Here is a 17,204-nt window from a genome sequence, read left to right as displayed (position 1 = left end):
TCGCCTATTGCATTTCCCTGCCTGGAGTCACTCCATGAATCCCTATGAACTCGACCACAACAGCGGTGGCCCGCGCGCCACCATCGTCGGCAAGATCGAAGAGAACAGCCCGGGACCCGGGCCGTTCCTGATGGCTGCCGATACGCTGGAAGGCAACCCGGTGATCGGCCCCGGCGGCGACAAGCTGGGCAAAGTCGACCACATCATGCTGGACGTACCGGGCGGGCGCATCGCCTATGCGGTGCTGTCCTTTGGCGGATTCCTCGGCATGGGCGGAAAGCTCTTCGCCGTGCCCTGGTCCGCGCTCACGCTCGACGTCCAGCGCAAGAGCTTTGTGCTAGGCATCGAGAAGGAAGTGCTGGAGGCCGCGCCCGGCTTCGACAAGGATCACTGGCCAAGCATGGCGGATGAGCAATGGGCCACCAGCATCCATGAGTACTATGGCCAGCCCCCGTACTGGGAGCATGACCGGTACCAGCGGGAGACGCGGCTCTGAGACCGCTTGGCCTGCCTCGGCTGCGGCGCTACACTGCGTGCGGCACCGCTTCCGGGACGCGTTGCAGCGGGAAGCTCCGCGCTGCCCCGATTGGGAGCACGGCCCGCTGATACACCTCGTTGATGACGTCGGCCGCCGATAGATAGAACGCCAGTGCCGCCGTCAGGAGCCCGGTGTATCCGCCGGCGATATGCAACGCGCCGGAACCCGTCCAGTCGCCCGCGGCCAGCAGGAAGAAGGTGATCCACAGCGCCAGGAAAACCAGCTGCAGCGCCCGTGGCGACCTGAACGTGGCCAGCCACATGTAGAACGTAAAGACGCCCCACAGGAACAGGTACCACCCCACAAATGCCGCCGGCACCTTGTCGTGCGGGAACATCAGGAACAGCGCGAACGACCACCAGAACGCCCCATAACTCAGGAACGCCGTGGCGCCGAACGTATTGCCGCGCGGCAGTTCCATCACGCCTGCGATGGCCTGCGCGGTACCGCCATAGGCCAGCGCGCAGGCCAGCACAAGCCCCATGGATTCTGCCGGGAACCAGCCCGCGTTGATCATGCTGAGCAGCCATGTTGTCAACGCGAAACCCGCCAGTCCCAGCGGGGCGGGATTCGATAGCTTGAGTTGGGTCGGTGCGGTGCTCACTTTATATCTCCAAGATGGCGGGGGGCGGCGGCCCCGGGGCGCTCCCATGAGGAGACTCCCCGGCAGCCCGGATTCCGGCCTCTGCCTGTTCAACGAAGCTGCTCGAGAATCGCCGGGTTCTCAAGGGTTGACACGTCCTGCGTGATCTCTTCGCCCTTGGCCAGAGAACGCAACAGACGGCGCATGATCTTGCCGGAGCGGGTCTTCGGCAGGTTGTCCCCAAAGCGGATGTCTCGGGGCTTGGCGATCGGTCCGATCTCCTTGCCCACCCAGGCGCGCAGCTCGCTGGCGATCTTCTCCGCGGCCTCGCCCTCCGGCCGCGGGCCCTTCAACACCACGAACGCGATCACGGATTCGCCCGTGACATCGTCCGGACGGCCGACCACCGCGGCTTCGGCAACAAGGACGTTCGCAACCAAAGCCGACTCGATCTCCATCGTGCCGAGCCGGTGGCCGGACACGTTGAGCACATCGTCGATGCGGCCCATGATGGTGAAATAGCCAGTCTCCACATCGCGCACCGCGCCGTCGCCGGCGAGGTAAAGCTTGCCGCCGAGCTCCTCGGGGAAATAGCTGGACTTGTAACGCTCAGGATCGCCCCAGATGGTGCGCAGCATGGCGGGCCATGGGCGCTTGATGACCAGGATCCCGCCCTGGCCTGCCGGCACGTCCTGTCCGGTTTCATCGACGATCGCGGCCATGATGCCGGGCAGCGGCAGCGTGCACGAGCCTGGCACCAGCGGCGTGGCCCCGGGCAGCGGCGAGATCATGTGCCCCCCCGTTTCGGTCTGCCACCAGGTATCCAGAATCGGGCAGCGGGCGCCGCCGATGTTCGTGTAGTACCACATCCATGCTTGCGGATTGATCGGCTCGCCGACCGTGCCGAGAATACGCAAGGAGGAAAGGTCATAGCGCGAGGGATGTACCTTCTCGTCGACAGCCGCGGCCTTGATCAGCGAGCGGATGGCGGTCGGCGCGGTGTAGAAGACCGTGACCTTGTGCCTCGCGATCATGTCCCAGAAACGGCCCGCGTCGGGATAGGTCGGCACGCCCTCGAACATCACCTGGGTGCCGCCCATCGCGAGCGGGCCATAGGCAATGTAGCTGTGCCCGGTGATCCAGCCGATGTCGGCGGTGCACCAGAACACATCGGATGGCTTCAGGTCGAAGGTCCACGCCATGGTCTGCGCGGCCCACAGCAGGAAGCCCCCGGTGCTGTGCTGCACGCCCTTGGGCCTGCCGGTCGAGCCGGAGGTGTACAGGATGAAAAGCGGATGCTCCGCGCCTACCCATTCCGGCTCGCAGGTGCCGGCTTCCGGCTGCGCCAGTTCGTGCATCCAGAAGTCGCGATCCGCATGCCACTGGATCTTGCCGCCGGTACGCCGGTAGACGATCACGCTCGTCACGGCTTCGCAGCCGCCCTGGGCCAGGGCTTCGTCCGCGATATTCTTCAGCGGCAGCGCCTTGCCGCCGCGCATCTGTTCGTCGGCGGTGATGAGCGCAACGGCGCCTACGTCAACCAGCCTTTCATTGAGCGATTTTGCCGAGAAGCCACCGAACACGATCGAATGCGTGGCGCCGATGCGGGCGCAAGCCTGCATGGCGACCACGCCTTCCACCGACATCGGCATGTAGATCACGACCCGGTCGCCCTTCTTCACGCCCCGCGTCTTGAGCGCGTTCGCGAACCGGCACACACGCTGCAGCAAGCCCTGGTACGTCACGTCGACGACTGTGCCATCGTCAGCCTCGAAATGGATCGCTACGCGGTTGCCGTTGCCCGCGTCGACATGGCGATCGAGACAGTTATACGAGGCGTTCAGCGTGCCATCCTCGAACCATGTGTAGAAAGGCGCTTTGGACTCGTCGAGCACCTTGGTGAAAGGCGTCTTCCAGGTGAGGGCTTCGCGGGCAAGACGTCCCCAGAAGCCGTTGTAGTCGCGCTCGGCCTCGGCGACCAGCCTCTTGTACGCGTCCATGCTTGGAATCGCCGCGTGCGCAGCCAGGTCCGCCGGCGGCGGAAAGACGCGTCGTTCATGAAGAACCGATTCGATGGCTGACATTTCAGATTCCTCCGTCAATATCCTAGGGAAGCGTTATGCAAGACCCGATCACTGTCTTCCCCGAACCACGACGGCGTCTGTACGGTGACGGACCGGGAGTAAGGCAGCATCCATGAAAACGCATCCAGGCCGAGAAGCGGCCCCCGGCGATATCGATGCCCGCTAGCGTACCGACGCCAGGGTGAAGATCGCGTAGTGTCACCAAGGATGGCTGCACGCGAAGGCTGGTGTCTGGCTTCCTCGCAACGTGGAGACCGCTGAGACATCAGGGCGTTGCCCCTGCGTGTTCCCGCTCTCACTGGATAAGCAGCCCGTCAGACAGCCCACGACTTCATGGGCCGTTCAAGTCAGCAAAAAAAGGAATCATCATGAAATATTCGAACCTGATAGTCGCGGCGCTGATGGCGCTCGCTGTGACGGCATGCACGGGCCCGGCCGGGCCGCAAGGCGCAACGGGTGGCACCGGAGCACAAGGCAACACCGGCAATACCGGCTACATGGGCGCGACCGGCCAAACGGGCGCAACCGGAGACACTGGGGCGACCGGGGGCGCTGGGGCAATGGGCTCCACGGGCGCGACCGGCGATACGGGCGCAACCGGCGGCACGGGTGCCAGGGGTAGTACCGGCGGTACCGGGGCAAAAGGCAACAAAGCCGATAGCACTGTCGTCATCGTCCCTCGCTGAGGGCCGCTGAGCCGGCCATGGATTGAACGCGAAAAACGCATCGCTGCGCGCGGGTACTTCCGGCACGCAGCGATGGCGGTGCCAGGCGATATTCAGCCTCGACGTTCAGCCTGTCAACGAGAGACTGCGCCTCCGGCCGTCCAGCCTTGAATCCAGCCTTGAATACGGCGGCTGAACAAAACGCTCCAGGAAGCGCCAGCGGAAGGGGCCGACTGCATTTGCGCCGGCTCGATCGGCCATGCGCCGGGCGGCGGCGGACAGGCAACGCCCTGCGCGGTGCGCAACAGGGTGTCATCGTCGCAATCCGTCATGCCGGTAAGGGTTTCACGTGGTATGCCGGCAGGGTAGATGACGAGGAGAATATCGTTGACGATCTTTTCGCTCTCGAACGGGCCGAAGCGATAGGTGCAGCCGCCATCCACCTCCGCGAAGAACCAGTGCTGCGGATGGCTTCGATAGATGACGACCACGGTTCGGCGAGCTTCCTTTGACATTCCACTACCCCCAACTATCCGCGATCCGAATCTGAAACTGGTGGGGCCCCACACCGGACATGTTCCAGAAGATCCCAGCGCCAACTTTGGTATGTAGCGGCATGTGCGCCCCTACGTATACATATAGCTGCCTCCCGGCAGAAGTGCTGTCCGCGAGCGTACGCTTTGGCGACCTTATTTCGGCGCGGCCCGATGCCATGCCCACAGGTTCGCGATTCCCTGCAAAAGGCCGCCAGCGTCGCTGGGCTGGCCTATATTTCAGTTGCCGACGCGCCAATGACCCCGACAGACATCAAAGGGCGCATGCGGCGGGACATGCCATGGGCGAGCGCGTCACCGGGCCTGACGCCGCGTAGAGAAGCACCTTGGCCACGCCGATGACGCAATCAGGTATGCGGCCCCGGCAAGAGAAGCAAGAGAGGGATGATGGGAAAATCTCGCAGCAACTTGTGGATGCGATTCTGGGAAATTGCAAAGCCTTACTGGTTCTCTCAGGAGAAATGGAAGGCCAGGATGCTCCTTTTTCTATTGGTCTTGTTACTGCTCGGGCAAACTGGGACGAACGTACTGTTCAATGAACAATCGGGGGAGTTCACATCGGCGCTGGCCGCCAAGGATGCCGGCAGATTCTGGCACTCCATTCTGATATGCGTCTATGTGCTGATCGCCGCCGTGCCGGTCTACGCCTTCTACTACTACGTCAGGAACACGCTTGGCATTCACTGGCGCCGCTGGCTGACCCATCACTACCTGGATAAGTATTTCAGCCATCATGCGTTCTACAAGCTGAACGCCAGCGCCTCGATCGACAATCCGGACCAGCGGATCTCGGAAGACATCAACACGTTTGCAAATCAATCGTTGTATTTTCTCTTACTCAGTCTGGGGGCGCTTCTGCAGCTGATTGCGTTCAGTGGTGTTCTCTGGTCGATCTCCAGGCAGCTGGTGCTTTTTCTTGTTGTCTATGCGATTGCTGGCACGTCGATCTCGATCTTCGTGTTCGGCCGGATCCTGATCGGGTTGAATTTCTATCAGCTGAAACGAGAAGCCGATTTTCGCTTCAGCTTGATCCGGGTGCGCGAGAACGCCGAGTCGATTACCTTTCATCGCGGCGAGGCCCACGAATCCCTGCATGTGCGAGGCCGTTTCGACCATCTCTTCGCCAATTTCAACAAACTGATCCGATGGCAGCTGAACCTGAATCTTTTCCAGTATGGCTATGCGTTTCTCACCATCATGCTGCCGAGTGCCATTGTGGCTTCACGCGTGCTCTCCGGCGAACTCGAGGTTGGCCGGGCCATCCAGGCAGCCGGCGCATTTGCCGCGATCCTGGCCTCGCTGACCGTCATCGTCGACAACTTTGAAAGTCTGAGCCGGTTCGTCGCCGGACTCGACCGGCTGAGCACATTCTCTGGCGCCCTGGCGCAGACGCCTGTCACGCTGGGCGCGCAGGCCGCGCCGCATGGCGGTGGGAACAAGATCGAAGCGACGCAAGACGCTCGCCTGGCGCTCGAGCATGTCACCTTGCAGACGCCGAACTACGAACGGACCCTGGTCAGGGATCTCACGGTATCGATCAACCCGGGAGAGGGATTGCTGATCGTGGGCGCGAGCGGTGGTGGCAAGAGTTCGTTGATGCGCGCGATAGCGGGACTCTGGAACTGCGGGACCGGCCGCATCGTCAGGCCGGAACTGGAACATATGCTGTTTCTGCCGCAGCATCCCTACATGGCGCTGGGCAGCCTGCGCAGCCAGTTGCTCTATCCGGATCGCAATGGCCGCAAGGTATCCGATAAGGAACTCCGACTGCTGCTTGAGATGGTCAACCTGCCGGACGTCGTGGACAGATTTGGCGGCCTGGATGTGGATCTGGACTGGGGGAAGGTGCTGTCCGTGGGAGAACAGCAGCGCCTCACCTTTGCCCGCGTGCTGCTCGCCAAACCGCGCTATGCCATGCTGGATGAAGCCACCAGCGCCCTCGACATCGGCAACGAGGAACGCCTTTACTTCCAGCTTTCGACGGGTTCGACAACGCTGGTCAGCGTCAGCCACCGTCCCACTCTCCTGAAGTATCACCAGCAGGTGCTGGAGTTGAGGGGCAATGGGGAATGGGAGCTTCACCCCTCCGGGAGCTACCGCTTTAGCTGGTGAGCTCCCGCACCGCAACGCCTGCAACGGCCCCCGCCGTGCTCATCCTTGTCCGGTGCCGGACAGACACAAGCCGGAATCTGGTCCACAAGTAAGCATGCGATCGCGCCGCCAGCGATGGCGAGCTGCCGGCGGGATCATGGAATTCCATGGAGACCGATCATGAAACTCACTGCCCAATCATTCCTGCCGAAGACGGCATACGTGCTGCCTTCCGTCGCGCTTTTCTCCATGCTGGCGCTGGCCGTTCCCGCCGGGGCCATCACCGCCACGGACGCGCAGGGGTCCCCGCATGTCTTGAAGATCGCGAAGCAGGATCGTATCGACACGCACATCAGCGACCTCCACACGAAGCTCCAGATTACGCGCGCGCAGGAACAACTCTGGCAGAAGGTCGCGCAGGTCATGCGCGACAACGCAAGCAAGATGGATTCGCTGCGGCAGGAGCGCACTGAGGATGCCAAGGGCATGACCGCCGTCGGCGACCTCAAGTCCTACGGGGAGATCGCCGATGCGCATGCCGATGGCATCAGGAAGCTCACGCCCGTGTTCCGGGATCTGTACGACAGCATGTCAGACGTGCAGAAGAAGAATGCCGACCTGATCTTCCGGAACCGGCAACAGCATGCGTCGACAAAGAACTGAAGCCCCGGGCCCGGACGGCCGCCGCAGGCGCAAGCAACGCGGCACGGTTCGGGCTTTCGCTCAAGAACAGGAGAGCAAGATGAACACCTCAACAACGCGATCGCGCTGGATGCGCGCGGCGACCATGAAGGCCGCCGCGGCATTCGGCCTGGCGCTGGCACTGGGCGTCGTGTCGACGGCACCGGCCTTCGGCGACGACCACCATGCTGACCAGAACCGTGGCAACCAGCATGCTTCGTCCCATCAGGGACACAACGGCAACGGGCAGGGCAACCAACACTACGATCACTCCCGTGACCATCACGACTATCGCGGCTATCGCGACTATCGCGGCTATCGCGACTATCGCGACTATCGCGACTATCGCGGCAACTACTACGACAATCAGCGCTATGTCTACGCGCCGCCGCCGGTAGCTTACGTGCCCCAGCCGGCACCCGGCATCAGCCTGTTCTTCCCTCTGCAGATCCGCTAGCCTGGCAAGGCCTGGGCAAGCAGGCAAACCTCCCAGGCAACGAATACGTTGCCTGAGCGCCCACTGCCCGCGCCAGGTACGCGCCCGTCAGTGTGCAGTGTTCGCTACGCTGCCAGCGCCTTTGATCTCCCACATTGCTGACCTATATTTTGATGGGTGGCTCCGGGACTGTCCCGGGGGCTCTTACTTGCGCGGCTGGCGCAAATTGCCTGGCACATAACCCAACTCAGCATTGGGAGGCAAAAGATGGCATCCATCCACGATCCGAGGGCCAATCAACTCCTTGCCGTATTGCCCGAAGGGGAGTGGCTGCGCCTCGCGCCGCACCTGATCCTGACCGAGTTGCCCCTGGGCCATGTGGTGTATGAGTCGGGTGACCAACTCGGGTACGTGTATTTCCCGACCACGGCGATCGTCTCCCTGCTCTACGTGATGGAGGACGGGGCCTCCGCCGAGATCGCCATCGTCGGCAATGAGGGCATTGTCGGTATTGCCTTGTTCATGGGCGGCGAGACAACGCCCAGCCGGGCCATCGTGCAAAGTGCCGGCCATGGCTATCGCCTGAGCGCCAAAGTGCTGAAGCAGGAATTCACGCGCGGCGGCCCCATCCAGCATTTGCTGCTGCGATACACCCAGGCGCTGATCACCCAGATGGCCCAGACCGCGGTTTGCAACCGGCATCACTCCATTGAGCAGCAACTCTGCCGCTGGCTGCTGCTGAGCATCGACCGGCTGCCGTCCAATGAACTGACGATGACGCAGGAGCTGATCTCGAACATGCTCGGCGTGCGCCGCTCCGGCGTGACCGAAGCGGCCTTGAAACTCCAGAGCGCCGGCCTGATCCGCTACAGCCATGGCCATATCGCGGTGCTCGACCGGCCGGCGCTGGAAAAACATGCCTGCGAATGCTACGCGGTGGTCAAGCGTGAGTTCGACCGCCTGTTGCCTGCCGCGCCCGCGACCTGAACCTCAGCATCCTGGCCGTTAGCAGACGTTAGAGCCGCTAGTAGCCGTTACTCCTCGCTGGTCCACTCCACCTCGACACCAAGGCTGCGCAGGTTCTCGACGAAGCGCGGATGGGCACGGCGGATGGGCGCCGCGTTGCGGATCTCCGAGCGGCCATCGATGCTCGCGGCCACCATGAGCAAGGCGATGGCCACGCGGATGATGTACGGGCTTTCCACCACCGCCGGCGTCAGGGGATTGCCACCAAAGGTGATGAGCCGGTGCGGGTCGGACGAGAACACATGGGCGCCGAACTTCGACAGCTCGCCGGTCCAGCCCAGCGCGCCGTCGTACACCTTGTTCCAGAACATGGCGTTGCCCTGCGCGCGCACGCCCAGCGCGATGAAGATGGGCAGCAGGTCAACCGGGAAGTAAGGCCACGGCGCGGCCTCGACCTTGGTCAGCACGTTGCTGGTAAACGGCGTCTGCACTTTCAGGGGGCCGGCGCTGGTGGCGCGGGACCAGCCATCTTCGTGCGTGATCTGCACGCCGAACTTGGCGAAGGTGCGGTCGATCAGCGGGAAATTCCCCGGCGCGCTGTTGCGCACCACGACATCGCCGCCGGTGATGGCGCCCAGCGCCAGGAAGGTGGTGATCTCGTGAAAATCCTCGTCGAAGGTAAAGTCGCCACCCTTGAGCTTGTTGCCGCCATGTACCGTCAGGCGCGAGGTGCCCATGCCTTCGATGCGCACGCCCATCATCGCCATGAAGCGGCAGAATTCCTGCACATGGGGCTCCGATGCGGCATTGGTGAGCGTGGAGGTGCCACCCGCTGCGGCGGCACACAGCACGAAGTTCTCCGTGGTGGTGACCGATGCATAGTCAAGCCAGTGGTCAGTGGGTGTCAGCTGGCCGGCACTGCGCACCAGCAGCGATCCGTCGGCCCGCTCCACCTCGCCACCAAAACGGCGGAAGACATCGACGTGCGGATCGATCTCGCGCACACCAAGCGTGCAACCCTTGACGTTATCTTCAAGCCGGGCCACACCGAAGCGGGCGAGCAGCGGCGGCACCAGCATGATGGACGAGCGCATCTCTTCCGGCAGCCGATGGCGGGCCGCGTCGAACACGGTCTCCTGATGGTGCAGCGACAGCGTGCCGCTTGCGTCATCCATATGCACCTTGCTGCCCAAAGCACGGAAGATGTCGAGAATCTTGCGCACATCGGTGATGTCGGGCACGCCATGCAGGCGCAAGGGCTCATCGGTCAGAAGCGTGGCGCAGAGCACAGGAAGCACTGCATTCTTGTTGGCGGAAGGGGTAATACGCCCCCGGAGCGGCTTGCCGCCGTGCACGATGAGATTGGACATGGGATGGGATATTGCGAGACGAGCCCGGACAGGATGGAACAACGCCCAGCATTGTACTTGCACTGCCAAGGGCAAGGATGCCGCCCTGGCAGCGCTCACAAATGACGTTCTCGGAAAAAGACCAGGTTGGAGAAACTGCCGCAGTGAAGAATCTTCACGTGTTTCTTATCCTGGCAAAGCGTATTGACAAGGTGACAAGGCCTGCGCAAGTGCCACTAGTGCTCCAGCAGCGGCTGGCCGGAGGTGTTCGCCGGATCCGCAGGTTGCTGGCTCTGCGGGTCGCGTTCGCCCGGTTGCGTGGTCTTGCGGCCTTCTCCCGGCTGCTCGATATGGCCGCGGGCGCGGGGCTTGGCCCGCTTTCTGGCATCAGGCCCGGCGTTCTCAACTGTCATCGTCGATCTCCTGTGCTGTGAAGGCCACGGACTCTCTGGGCAATGCATATGCTCGCAAAATATGTGCCCGGCGTGGCACAACAGTACAGAGAGCGTTCGGGAAAATGCGGAACTGGCCGGGCGAGTAGCTCATCCCGCTATGGGAGCGTGGGAGCGCAGGCTTGCGCAGACGCCGTCTTCGTCCCGAATCAGCAGCGACACGCCTCGCCTGGCGGCCATCAGGGCGCCGATGCTTGCCGCTTCCTCCCGCGTTTCATACTCAAGGATCGCGGTGGCGGCCCCGTCGACCTTCAATGCCCAGCCCCCGCGCGCGGGGAGCACTACAAAATCGCCAAGCATCTGTTTCTCCGGCTGCGGGCGTTACAGCAAGGTTAGGCAGCGCGCAGGCCCTGGGCAATGGGATGGCGTCCTACAAGCGGCGCGCCTGGAGCACTTTGCGCCGCGATATCATGGTGGGTGCACAAACGCRTGGAGCGACAATGCAGATTGACTGGACGACGATCCGTCGGAGCGATGCCGATGCACCGCCTGGGCAGCCACCGGGCAGTATCAGCCGCCGCGCGTTCCTGGCGTCAGGCGCTGCGCTGGCGCTAGCCGCCTGTGCGCAGGGACACCTTGCCGGGGACACCCAGCCGCAGGGTTCAACCAGTACGAAGGCCGCTAAAGACGTTAACAATGTCAAAGACGCCTCCGCCTGGAAGCCCTCCCCCACCGCGCTGGTCATCGACATGCACAGCCATGCCGGCCGCGTGATCGTGTCGCGCGATCCCGCCATCGGCGCTGACCGGCCCTTCCTTCCGCTGGCCGCGCCGATGCGCGCGGGCGGCGTGAACGTGATCTGCCTGGCGATCGTGACGGATACCATCGTCACGCGCGTGTCGGCCGATCGCACGCGCTTCGAAGCCTGGCGAACCCCGTCCGAAGGCGAGCTCTACGCGCTTGGCGTGGCCGAATTCGCGCGCGCGCATCAACTGGTGGAGCGTGAGCAGATGCAAGTGGTAACCGATGCGGCTACGCTGGCCACGCGGGCGCCAGCCGGGCCGTGCGTGATCATCGCGTCGGAGGGCGCGGACTTTCTGGAGGGCAGGCTGGAGCGTGTGGACGAAGCGTACGGCATGCACCAGTTGCGGCACCTGCAGCTCACGCACTACCGCGTCAACGAGCTGGGCGACATCCAGACGGAGGCGCCGGTACACGGGGGCCTGACGGATTTCGGCGCGGATGTGGTGCGGCGCTGCAATGCCTTGGGCGTCGTCGTCGATGTCGCGCACGGCACCTATGACCTGGTCAAGCGCGCCGCTGCCGTCTCCACCAAGCCGCTGGTGATTTCGCACTCCGCGCTGGCGACGCGCCCCAGCCTGCGCAGCCGGCTGATCACGCCCGATCACGCGCGCGTGATCGCGGGCACCGGTGGCGTGATCGGGGTCTGGCCCAGCGCGGGCACCTTCCGCGACCTGCCTGCGATGGCGCTAGGCATCAAGCGCATGGCCGACGTGGTTGGCGTGGATCATGTCGGCGTGGGAACGGACATGCTCGGCTTCATCTCGCCGCCGGTGTTCCGGACCTACGATCAGTTGCCCTCGCTGGCCGCCGCGCTGCTGGCGGCAGGCTTCACGCAAGAGGAAGCCGGCAAGGTGCTCGGCGGCAATTACCGCCGGGTGTTCGAAGCGTCCGTGGGGTAGCGCGAGGGACCCGCGCTTACGGCGCCCGCCGTCCCGCCTTGCCCTCGCCCTGTGTATCGTCGGCCCGCGACCGGCGGTACGCCTCCCGCCCGGCATAGACGGCGCCCGCGGCAAACATCAGCGCCAGCGCAAACCAGGTGATCGCATAGACGAGGTGGTTGTTGTTGAACGTGATGACGGTCAGCCCGCCCACCGGCCAGGTGCGCTTGCTGGCGYCCCCGAGCGGCACGGCCGCGTCTGCATCGATGAAGTAAGGCGCCACGTTGCGCAGGCCGCGCGCGGCGGCAATGGCCGGCACATCGCGCGCGTACCAGCGTCCGGCCGCCGGATCGTTGGTGCGCAGAAAGCCGTTGCCGGGCTCGCTGAAGCGCAACAAGCCGGTGACGGTGGTCTCGCCGGTGGGGTCGTCCCCGCCGCGCTTGGCGCGCTCGCTCAGCTCAGGCGGCACAAAGCCGCGGTTAACCAGCACCACATTGCCGTCCGCCGTGCGCAACGGCGTCACCACCCAGAAGCCGCCACCCAGCTCCGTCACGGCCTGCACCAGGGTCTCGCTGTCGTTCAGGAAGGTGCCGGTGAGACGCACGCGGCGGTACTCGTCGGCGGCCTTGGTGAGCCGCGGCCACTGATCCGCGCTGGGTGCGGCCGTGGCGGGAGCATGCACGCGCGCGTTCACACGTTCGATGAGGTCGAGCTTCCACGCGCGGCGTTCGACTTGCCAGACGCCAAGGGAAAGCAGCCCGGCCACCGCCACGATGGCGAGCAGGGCAAACGCCACAAGCGCGCCAGTGGCGCGCTTGCGGGAAGACGGGTTGGATTGGGCTACGCCCGGCTGCCGGGCCGTCAAGGCAGGTTCTTCATGTCGTGCATTGGCATCATGTTCTGGTCGAGGTGGAACATTACCCAAAGCGAGCCGCTCAGCGCGATGACCACCAGCACGATCGTGAAGATCAACGCCAGCATGGTCCATCCGCCCTCGGATCTCGCATTCATATGCAGGAAATATATCATGTGGACGACGATCTGCACCGCGGCGCAGCCCAGCAGGAACAACGCGGTGGTGCTGGATTTATCGAAAACCTTGGCCATCACCAGCCAGAACGGGATCGCCGTGAGGACCACCGCGAGCACGAAGCCCGTCATGTAGCCCTTGAAGGTGCTATGGCTGACCTCGCCATCGTGGCCGTGGCCGTCATGGCCATGCCCGTGGCCATGGGGATCGCCTGCAAGGGCATTGTCATGCGCGTTCATGGCAGCACTCCCATCAGGTAGACGAAGGTAAACACACCGATCCAGACCACATCCAGAAAGTGCCAGAACATGGACAGGCACATCAGGCGGCGCTTGTTCTCCGGGATCAGCCCGTGCTGCCCCACCTGCACCATCAGCGTGATGAGCCAGACGATGCCGACCGTCACGTGCAGCCCATGGGTGCCCACCAACGTGAAGAACGAGGACAGGAACGCGCTGCGCTGCGGCCCCGCGCCGTCGTGGACAAGGTGCGCGAACTCGTAGAGCTCCAGGCTGATGAACGCCGCGCCCAGCAGGCCGGTGATGCCGAGCCAGATCAGGGTGGTGCGCACCTGCGCCTTCTGCATCTCCAGCACGGCAAAGCCGTAGGTGATCGACGACAGCAGCAGCATGGTGGTGTTCAGCGCCACCAGCGGCAGCTCGAACAGCTCGGCGCCCGTGGGGCCGCCGGCGTAGCGCCGCCCCACCACGCCGTACACGGCGAACAGGCTGGCAAAGATGAGGCAGTCGCTCATCAGGTACAGCCAGAAGCCGAGCAACGTGCCATTCTGCGCATGCACCTCGCTGGTTGCGTAGAAGCTTAGCTCGCTCTGGCGCGGGGTGTCCGGCATGCTCACGTCGCCGGGGCCGTAGGGGGCAGTGGTATCAACCATGGGTGGCAAGCAGGCGCGTGCGCTCTGCCTCGGTGCGGACGACGTCGTCGGCCGGGATGTAGTAATCGCGCTTGTAGTTGAAGGTATGGCCGATCGCCACGATCAGGATGGCAGCGAAGGACACGATCACAAGCAGCCACATGTGCCAGATCAAGGCGAAGCCGAGCACGGTGCTCAACCCCGCCAGGATGATGCCCGCGCTGGTGTTCTTTGGCATGTGGATCGGAATAAAGCCCTGCTGTGGCCGCTGGTAGTGGTGCTCTTTCATCTGCCACCACGCATCGTTGTCATGGATGACCGGGGTAAAGGCAAAGTTGTACTGCGGCGGCGGCGATGAGGTCGACCACTCCAGCGTGCGGCCGTCCCACGGATCGCCCGTGGTATCGCGCAGGGATTCGCGCCGGCGGTAGCTGACCACCAGCTGGATCAGGAAGCAGCCGATGCCTAGCGCAATCAGGAACGCGCCGAATGCCGCCAGCTGGAACCAGATCTGCAGGGACGCGTCCTCGAAGTGGCTCATGCGGCGGGTCACGCCCATCAGCCCGAGCACATAAAGCGGCATGAAGGCAACGTAGAAACCAACCAGCCAGAACCAGAACGAGCACTTGCCCCAGAATGGATCCAGCCGGTAGCCGAAGGCCTTGGGAAACCAGTAGGTGATGCCGGCCATCAACCCGAACAGCACGCCGCCAATGATCACGTTATGGAAGTGCGCGATCAGGAAGAGACTGTTGTGCAAGGAGAAATCCGCTGGCGGCACGGCGAGCAGCACGCCGGTCATGCCCCCGATCACGAAGGTGACCATGAAGCCGATGGTCCAGAGCATCGGCACCTCGAAGCGGATGCGCCCGTGATACATGGTGAACAGCCAGTTGAACATCTTGGCCCCGGTCGGGATCGAGATGATCATGGTGGTGATGCCGAAGAACGAATTGACGCTGGCGCCCGAGCCCATGGTGAAGAAATGGTGCAGCCAGACCAGGTAGGAGAGCACCGTGATCACCACCGTGGCGTACACCATCGACGCGTAGCCGAACAAGCGCTTGCGGCAGAACGTGGAAACCACTTCCGAGAAGATCCCGAACGCGGGCAGCACCAGGATGTACACCTCCGGGTGGCCCCAGATCCAGATCAGGTTCACGTACATCATGGCGTTGCCGCCAAGATCGTTGGTGAAGAAGTTGGTGCCTGCATAGCGGTCCAGCGCCAGCAGGGCCAGCACGGCGGTGAGCACCGGGAAGGCGGCGATGATCAGCACATTGGTGCACAGCGCGGTCCAGGTGAACACCGGCATCTTCATCATGGTCATGCCGGGCGCGCGCATCTTGACGATGGTCACGAGCAGGTTGATCCCCGATAACAACGTGCCCAGCCCGGCGACCTGCAAGGACCAGATGTAATAGTCCACGCCCACGTCCGGACTCTGCAGCACGCCCGACAGCGGTGGATATGCCAGCCAGCCGGTGCGCGCGAACTCGCCCACGAACAGCGACATCATCACCAGCACGGCGCCGCCAACCGTCATCCAGAAGCTGAAGTTGTTGAGAAAGGGAAAGGCAACGTCGCGCGCGCCGATCTGCAACGGCACGACAAAGTTCATGAGCCCGGTGACCAGCGGCATGGCCACGAAGAAGATCATGATCACGCCGTGCGCGGTGAAGACCTGGTCATAGTGGTGCGGCGGCAGGTAGCCCAGCGAATCGCCAAAGGAGACCGATTGCTGCAGCCGCATCATGACCGCATCGGCAAAGCCGCGCAGCAGCATGACGATGCCTAGCACGACATACATGATGCCGATCTTCTTGTGGTCGATGCTGGTGAACCACTCGCGCCAGAGGTAGCCCCACGCTCGCAGGTAGGTCAGTGCGCCAACCAGCGCCAGCCCCCCGATCGCGACGGCCGCGAAGGTCGCCAGCAGGATGGGCTCGTGATAGGGGATTGCCTCCCAGGTGAGGCGGCCGAATACCAGTTGCGTCAGGTCGAGGTGCTCGGGCATTGTGTCACCAGGGCCGCAAGGGCGTTGTTTCAGGAATCGGGGAGCAGCGGGTCATTGTTGCAACATCATTGGGCAATGTCATTGGGCAATGTCATTGCGGCAACGTCCTGGCGGACGCCACACGGGGGCCGTTGCCAATGCCGGCAGGGTCGCCTGCCGTGCAGACGGCGCCCAGGCTCGCGCCAGCGGCGCCGCGTTCGAGCGCCGCCACGTTGAAGGCCCGTGGCTTGTCCTTGCCCTGGCCCTGCCTCGCACTCATGGCCATGTCCTTGATGCAAGGCCGGTTGGCTTGCACGCAGCGGTTCAGGATCGCGTCGTACAAGCCCGACGCCACGCTGGCGTAGCGCCTCACCGGCTCAAGCTCGCTGGGTTGCTCCAGCTGCAGGTAAGCGTCGCGCGTCAGTGCCCCGCCGCCGGCTTTGGCTTGCTGGACCCAGCGCGCGAATTCCTCCGCGCTCATGCCATGGAACTTGAAACGCATGCCAGAGAAGCCCGCGCCGCTGTAGTTGGCGGAGAAGCCCTCGTAGACACCGGGCTGGTTGATCACCGCGTGCAGCTTGGTCTCCATGCCCGGCATGGCATAGACCTGCCCCGCCAGCGCCGGGATGAAGAAGGAGTTCATCACGGTGGACGCCGTGATCTTGAAGCGGATCGGCTGATCCACCGGCGCCGCCAGCTCGTTGACCGTGGCGATGCCCTGCTCCGGGTAGAAGAAAAGCCACTTCCAGTCCAGCGCCACCACCTCCACGGTGAGTGGCTCCATGGCCATGGGCACCGGGCGCCCGGCATCGATGCGGCTCAAGGACTGGTAGGGATCGAGCTTGTGCGTGCTGACCCACGTCAACGCGCCCAGGGCGATGATGATCAAGAGCGGCGCGGCCCAGATCACCAGTTCCAGCAAGGTCGAATGGTCCCAGTCGGGCTCGTAGATGGCCTCCCTGTTGGCCTCGCGGTAGCGCCAGGCGAAGAGCAGTGTCAGCGCGATCACCGGCACGATGATCAACAGCATCAGCCCGGTTGAAATGATGATTAGGTCACGCTGCCGGATCGCGAGATCCCCGGCCGGGGCTAGCAAGACAGCATTGCAGCCCGTCAGCAGCAGGATGGCAGCAAACAACAGACACCCGCGCGTCGCGTAGCGGGATGGCACTATCCGAATGCGAAATTGCATAGCCGTGGAAGTGATCGTTGGAACTACGCCGGTGGGCTGGCCGCGGAAACTCAACATTTCCTATGGCACTGTAGTCAAAGAAGTGCCATTCTTA

At 63.5% G+C, this 17,204-nt stretch carries 18 protein-coding genes; 7 read left to right on the top strand and 11 right to left on the bottom strand.

The genetic code is table 11. The annotated features are described in order from the left end of the window. Positions 1–34 precede the first annotated feature (34 nt). Positions 35–496 (top strand): PRC-barrel domain-containing protein, encoded by a 462-nt coding sequence (locus tag AC1DQR_RS16320; protein ID WP_416051060.1) that lies wholly within the window; start codon positions 35–37, stop codon positions 494–496. 28 nt (positions 497–524) lie between these two features. Here the strand turns inward: AC1DQR_RS16320 and AC1DQR_RS16315 are convergent, their stop codons facing one another. Next, positions 525–1,142 (bottom strand): acetate uptake transporter, encoded by a 618-nt coding sequence (locus tag AC1DQR_RS16315; RefSeq protein ID WP_416051061.1) that lies wholly within the window; start codon positions 1,140–1,142, stop codon positions 525–527. An 89-nt stretch (positions 1,143–1,231) separates the two neighbouring features. Then, positions 1,232–3,205, bottom strand: coding sequence for an acetate--CoA ligase (gene acs / locus AC1DQR_RS16310; protein ID WP_477133363.1), 1,974 nt, complete (start codon positions 3,203–3,205; stop codon positions 1,232–1,234). A gap of 368 nt (positions 3,206–3,573) precedes the next feature. Here acs and AC1DQR_RS16305 point away from each other — a divergent pair, with 368 nt between their 5' ends. Beyond that, positions 3,574–3,891, top strand: a complete 318-nt coding sequence (locus AC1DQR_RS16305) for a collagen-like protein (protein ID WP_477133362.1) — start codon at positions 3,574–3,576, stop codon at positions 3,889–3,891. Positions 3,892–4,004: 113 nt separating this feature from the next. Here AC1DQR_RS16305 and AC1DQR_RS16300 read toward each other — a convergent pair whose 3' ends face one another. Then, positions 4,005–4,385 (bottom strand): hypothetical protein, encoded by a 381-nt coding sequence (locus AC1DQR_RS16300; RefSeq protein ID WP_416051064.1) that lies wholly within the window; start codon positions 4,383–4,385, stop codon positions 4,005–4,007. A gap of 453 nt (positions 4,386–4,838) precedes the next feature. Here AC1DQR_RS16300 and AC1DQR_RS16295 point away from each other — a divergent pair, with 453 nt between their 5' ends. The 4 genes from AC1DQR_RS16295 (at position 4,839) to AC1DQR_RS16280 (ending at position 8,619) form a co-directional block, all read left to right on the top strand. Next, on the top strand, positions 4,839–6,536 hold the full coding sequence (locus AC1DQR_RS16295) for an ABC transporter ATP-binding protein/permease (protein WP_416051065.1): 1,698 nt from the start codon (positions 4,839–4,841) through the stop codon (positions 6,534–6,536). A gap of 159 nt (positions 6,537–6,695) precedes the next feature. After that, complete coding sequence (locus AC1DQR_RS16290) at positions 6,696–7,178, top strand: Spy/CpxP family protein refolding chaperone (protein WP_477133361.1); 483 nt, start codon at positions 6,696–6,698, stop codon at positions 7,176–7,178. Positions 7,179–7,257: 79 nt separating this feature from the next. Beyond that, positions 7,258–7,653, top strand: a complete 396-nt coding sequence (locus AC1DQR_RS16285) for a hypothetical protein (RefSeq protein WP_477133360.1) — start codon at positions 7,258–7,260, stop codon at positions 7,651–7,653. Positions 7,654–7,899: 246 nt separating this feature from the next. Then, positions 7,900–8,619 carry a Crp/Fnr family transcriptional regulator gene (locus AC1DQR_RS16280; RefSeq protein ID WP_416051068.1) on the top strand — a complete coding sequence of 240 codons (720 nt, stop codon included), beginning with the start codon at positions 7,900–7,902 and terminating at the stop codon, positions 8,617–8,619. A gap of 47 nt (positions 8,620–8,666) precedes the next feature. Here the strand turns inward: AC1DQR_RS16280 and AC1DQR_RS16275 are convergent, their stop codons facing one another. From AC1DQR_RS16275 to AC1DQR_RS16265, 3 genes are all read right to left on the bottom strand, one after another. Next, positions 8,667–9,968: a UDP-N-acetylglucosamine 1-carboxyvinyltransferase gene (locus AC1DQR_RS16275; protein ID WP_309405051.1), complete on the bottom strand. Its 1,302-nt coding sequence runs from the start codon at positions 9,966–9,968 to the stop codon at positions 8,667–8,669. Between the two features lie 215 nt (positions 9,969–10,183). Then, positions 10,184–10,360: a hypothetical protein gene (locus AC1DQR_RS16270; protein WP_416051069.1), complete on the bottom strand. Its 177-nt coding sequence runs from the start codon at positions 10,358–10,360 to the stop codon at positions 10,184–10,186. Positions 10,361–10,489: 129 nt separating this feature from the next. After that, positions 10,490–10,699 (bottom strand): DUF2188 domain-containing protein, encoded by a 210-nt coding sequence (locus tag AC1DQR_RS16265; protein WP_416051070.1) that lies wholly within the window; start codon positions 10,697–10,699, stop codon positions 10,490–10,492. A gap of 140 nt (positions 10,700–10,839) precedes the next feature. Between AC1DQR_RS16265 and AC1DQR_RS16260 the strand changes: the two genes are divergently transcribed. Continuing rightward, positions 10,840–12,042: a dipeptidase gene (locus tag AC1DQR_RS16260; protein ID WP_477133359.1), complete on the top strand. Its 1,203-nt coding sequence runs from the start codon at positions 10,840–10,842 to the stop codon at positions 12,040–12,042. Between the two features lie 16 nt (positions 12,043–12,058). Here AC1DQR_RS16260 and AC1DQR_RS16255 read toward each other — a convergent pair whose 3' ends face one another. The 5 genes from AC1DQR_RS16255 to cyoA all read right to left on the bottom strand — a co-directional run bounded on the left by AC1DQR_RS16255 (position 12,059) and on the right by cyoA (position 17,110). Then, positions 12,059–12,886, bottom strand: coding sequence for an SURF1 family protein (locus tag AC1DQR_RS16255; RefSeq protein ID WP_477133358.1), 828 nt, complete (start codon positions 12,884–12,886; stop codon positions 12,059–12,061). Then, complete coding sequence (gene cyoD, locus AC1DQR_RS16250) at positions 12,883–13,290, bottom strand: cytochrome o ubiquinol oxidase subunit IV (RefSeq protein WP_416051073.1); 408 nt, start codon at positions 13,288–13,290, stop codon at positions 12,883–12,885. The genes AC1DQR_RS16255 and cyoD overlap by 4 nt, the downstream gene beginning before the upstream one ends. After that, the gene (cyoC, locus tag AC1DQR_RS16245; protein ID WP_416051074.1) at positions 13,287–13,943 is read right to left on the bottom strand and encodes a cytochrome o ubiquinol oxidase subunit III; all 657 of its coding nucleotides are present in this window, start codon (positions 13,941–13,943) and stop codon (positions 13,287–13,289) included. Before cyoC ends, cyoD begins: the two co-directional genes overlap by 4 nt. Beyond that, positions 13,936–15,939 (bottom strand): cytochrome o ubiquinol oxidase subunit I, encoded by a 2,004-nt coding sequence (gene cyoB, locus AC1DQR_RS16240; RefSeq protein ID WP_043353078.1) that lies wholly within the window; start codon positions 15,937–15,939, stop codon positions 13,936–13,938. The genes cyoC and cyoB overlap by 8 nt, the downstream gene beginning before the upstream one ends. A gap of 91 nt (positions 15,940–16,030) precedes the next feature. Next, entirely contained in the window at positions 16,031–17,110 is a 1,080-nt protein-coding gene (gene cyoA, locus AC1DQR_RS16235; protein WP_416051075.1) for a ubiquinol oxidase subunit II, read from the bottom strand. Between the last annotated feature and the right edge of the window lie 94 nt (positions 17,111–17,204).

It is taken from the genome of Cupriavidus sp. 05L411, from assembly GCF_056398045.1.
This window is presented reverse-complemented; position numbering and strand designations above follow the sequence as displayed.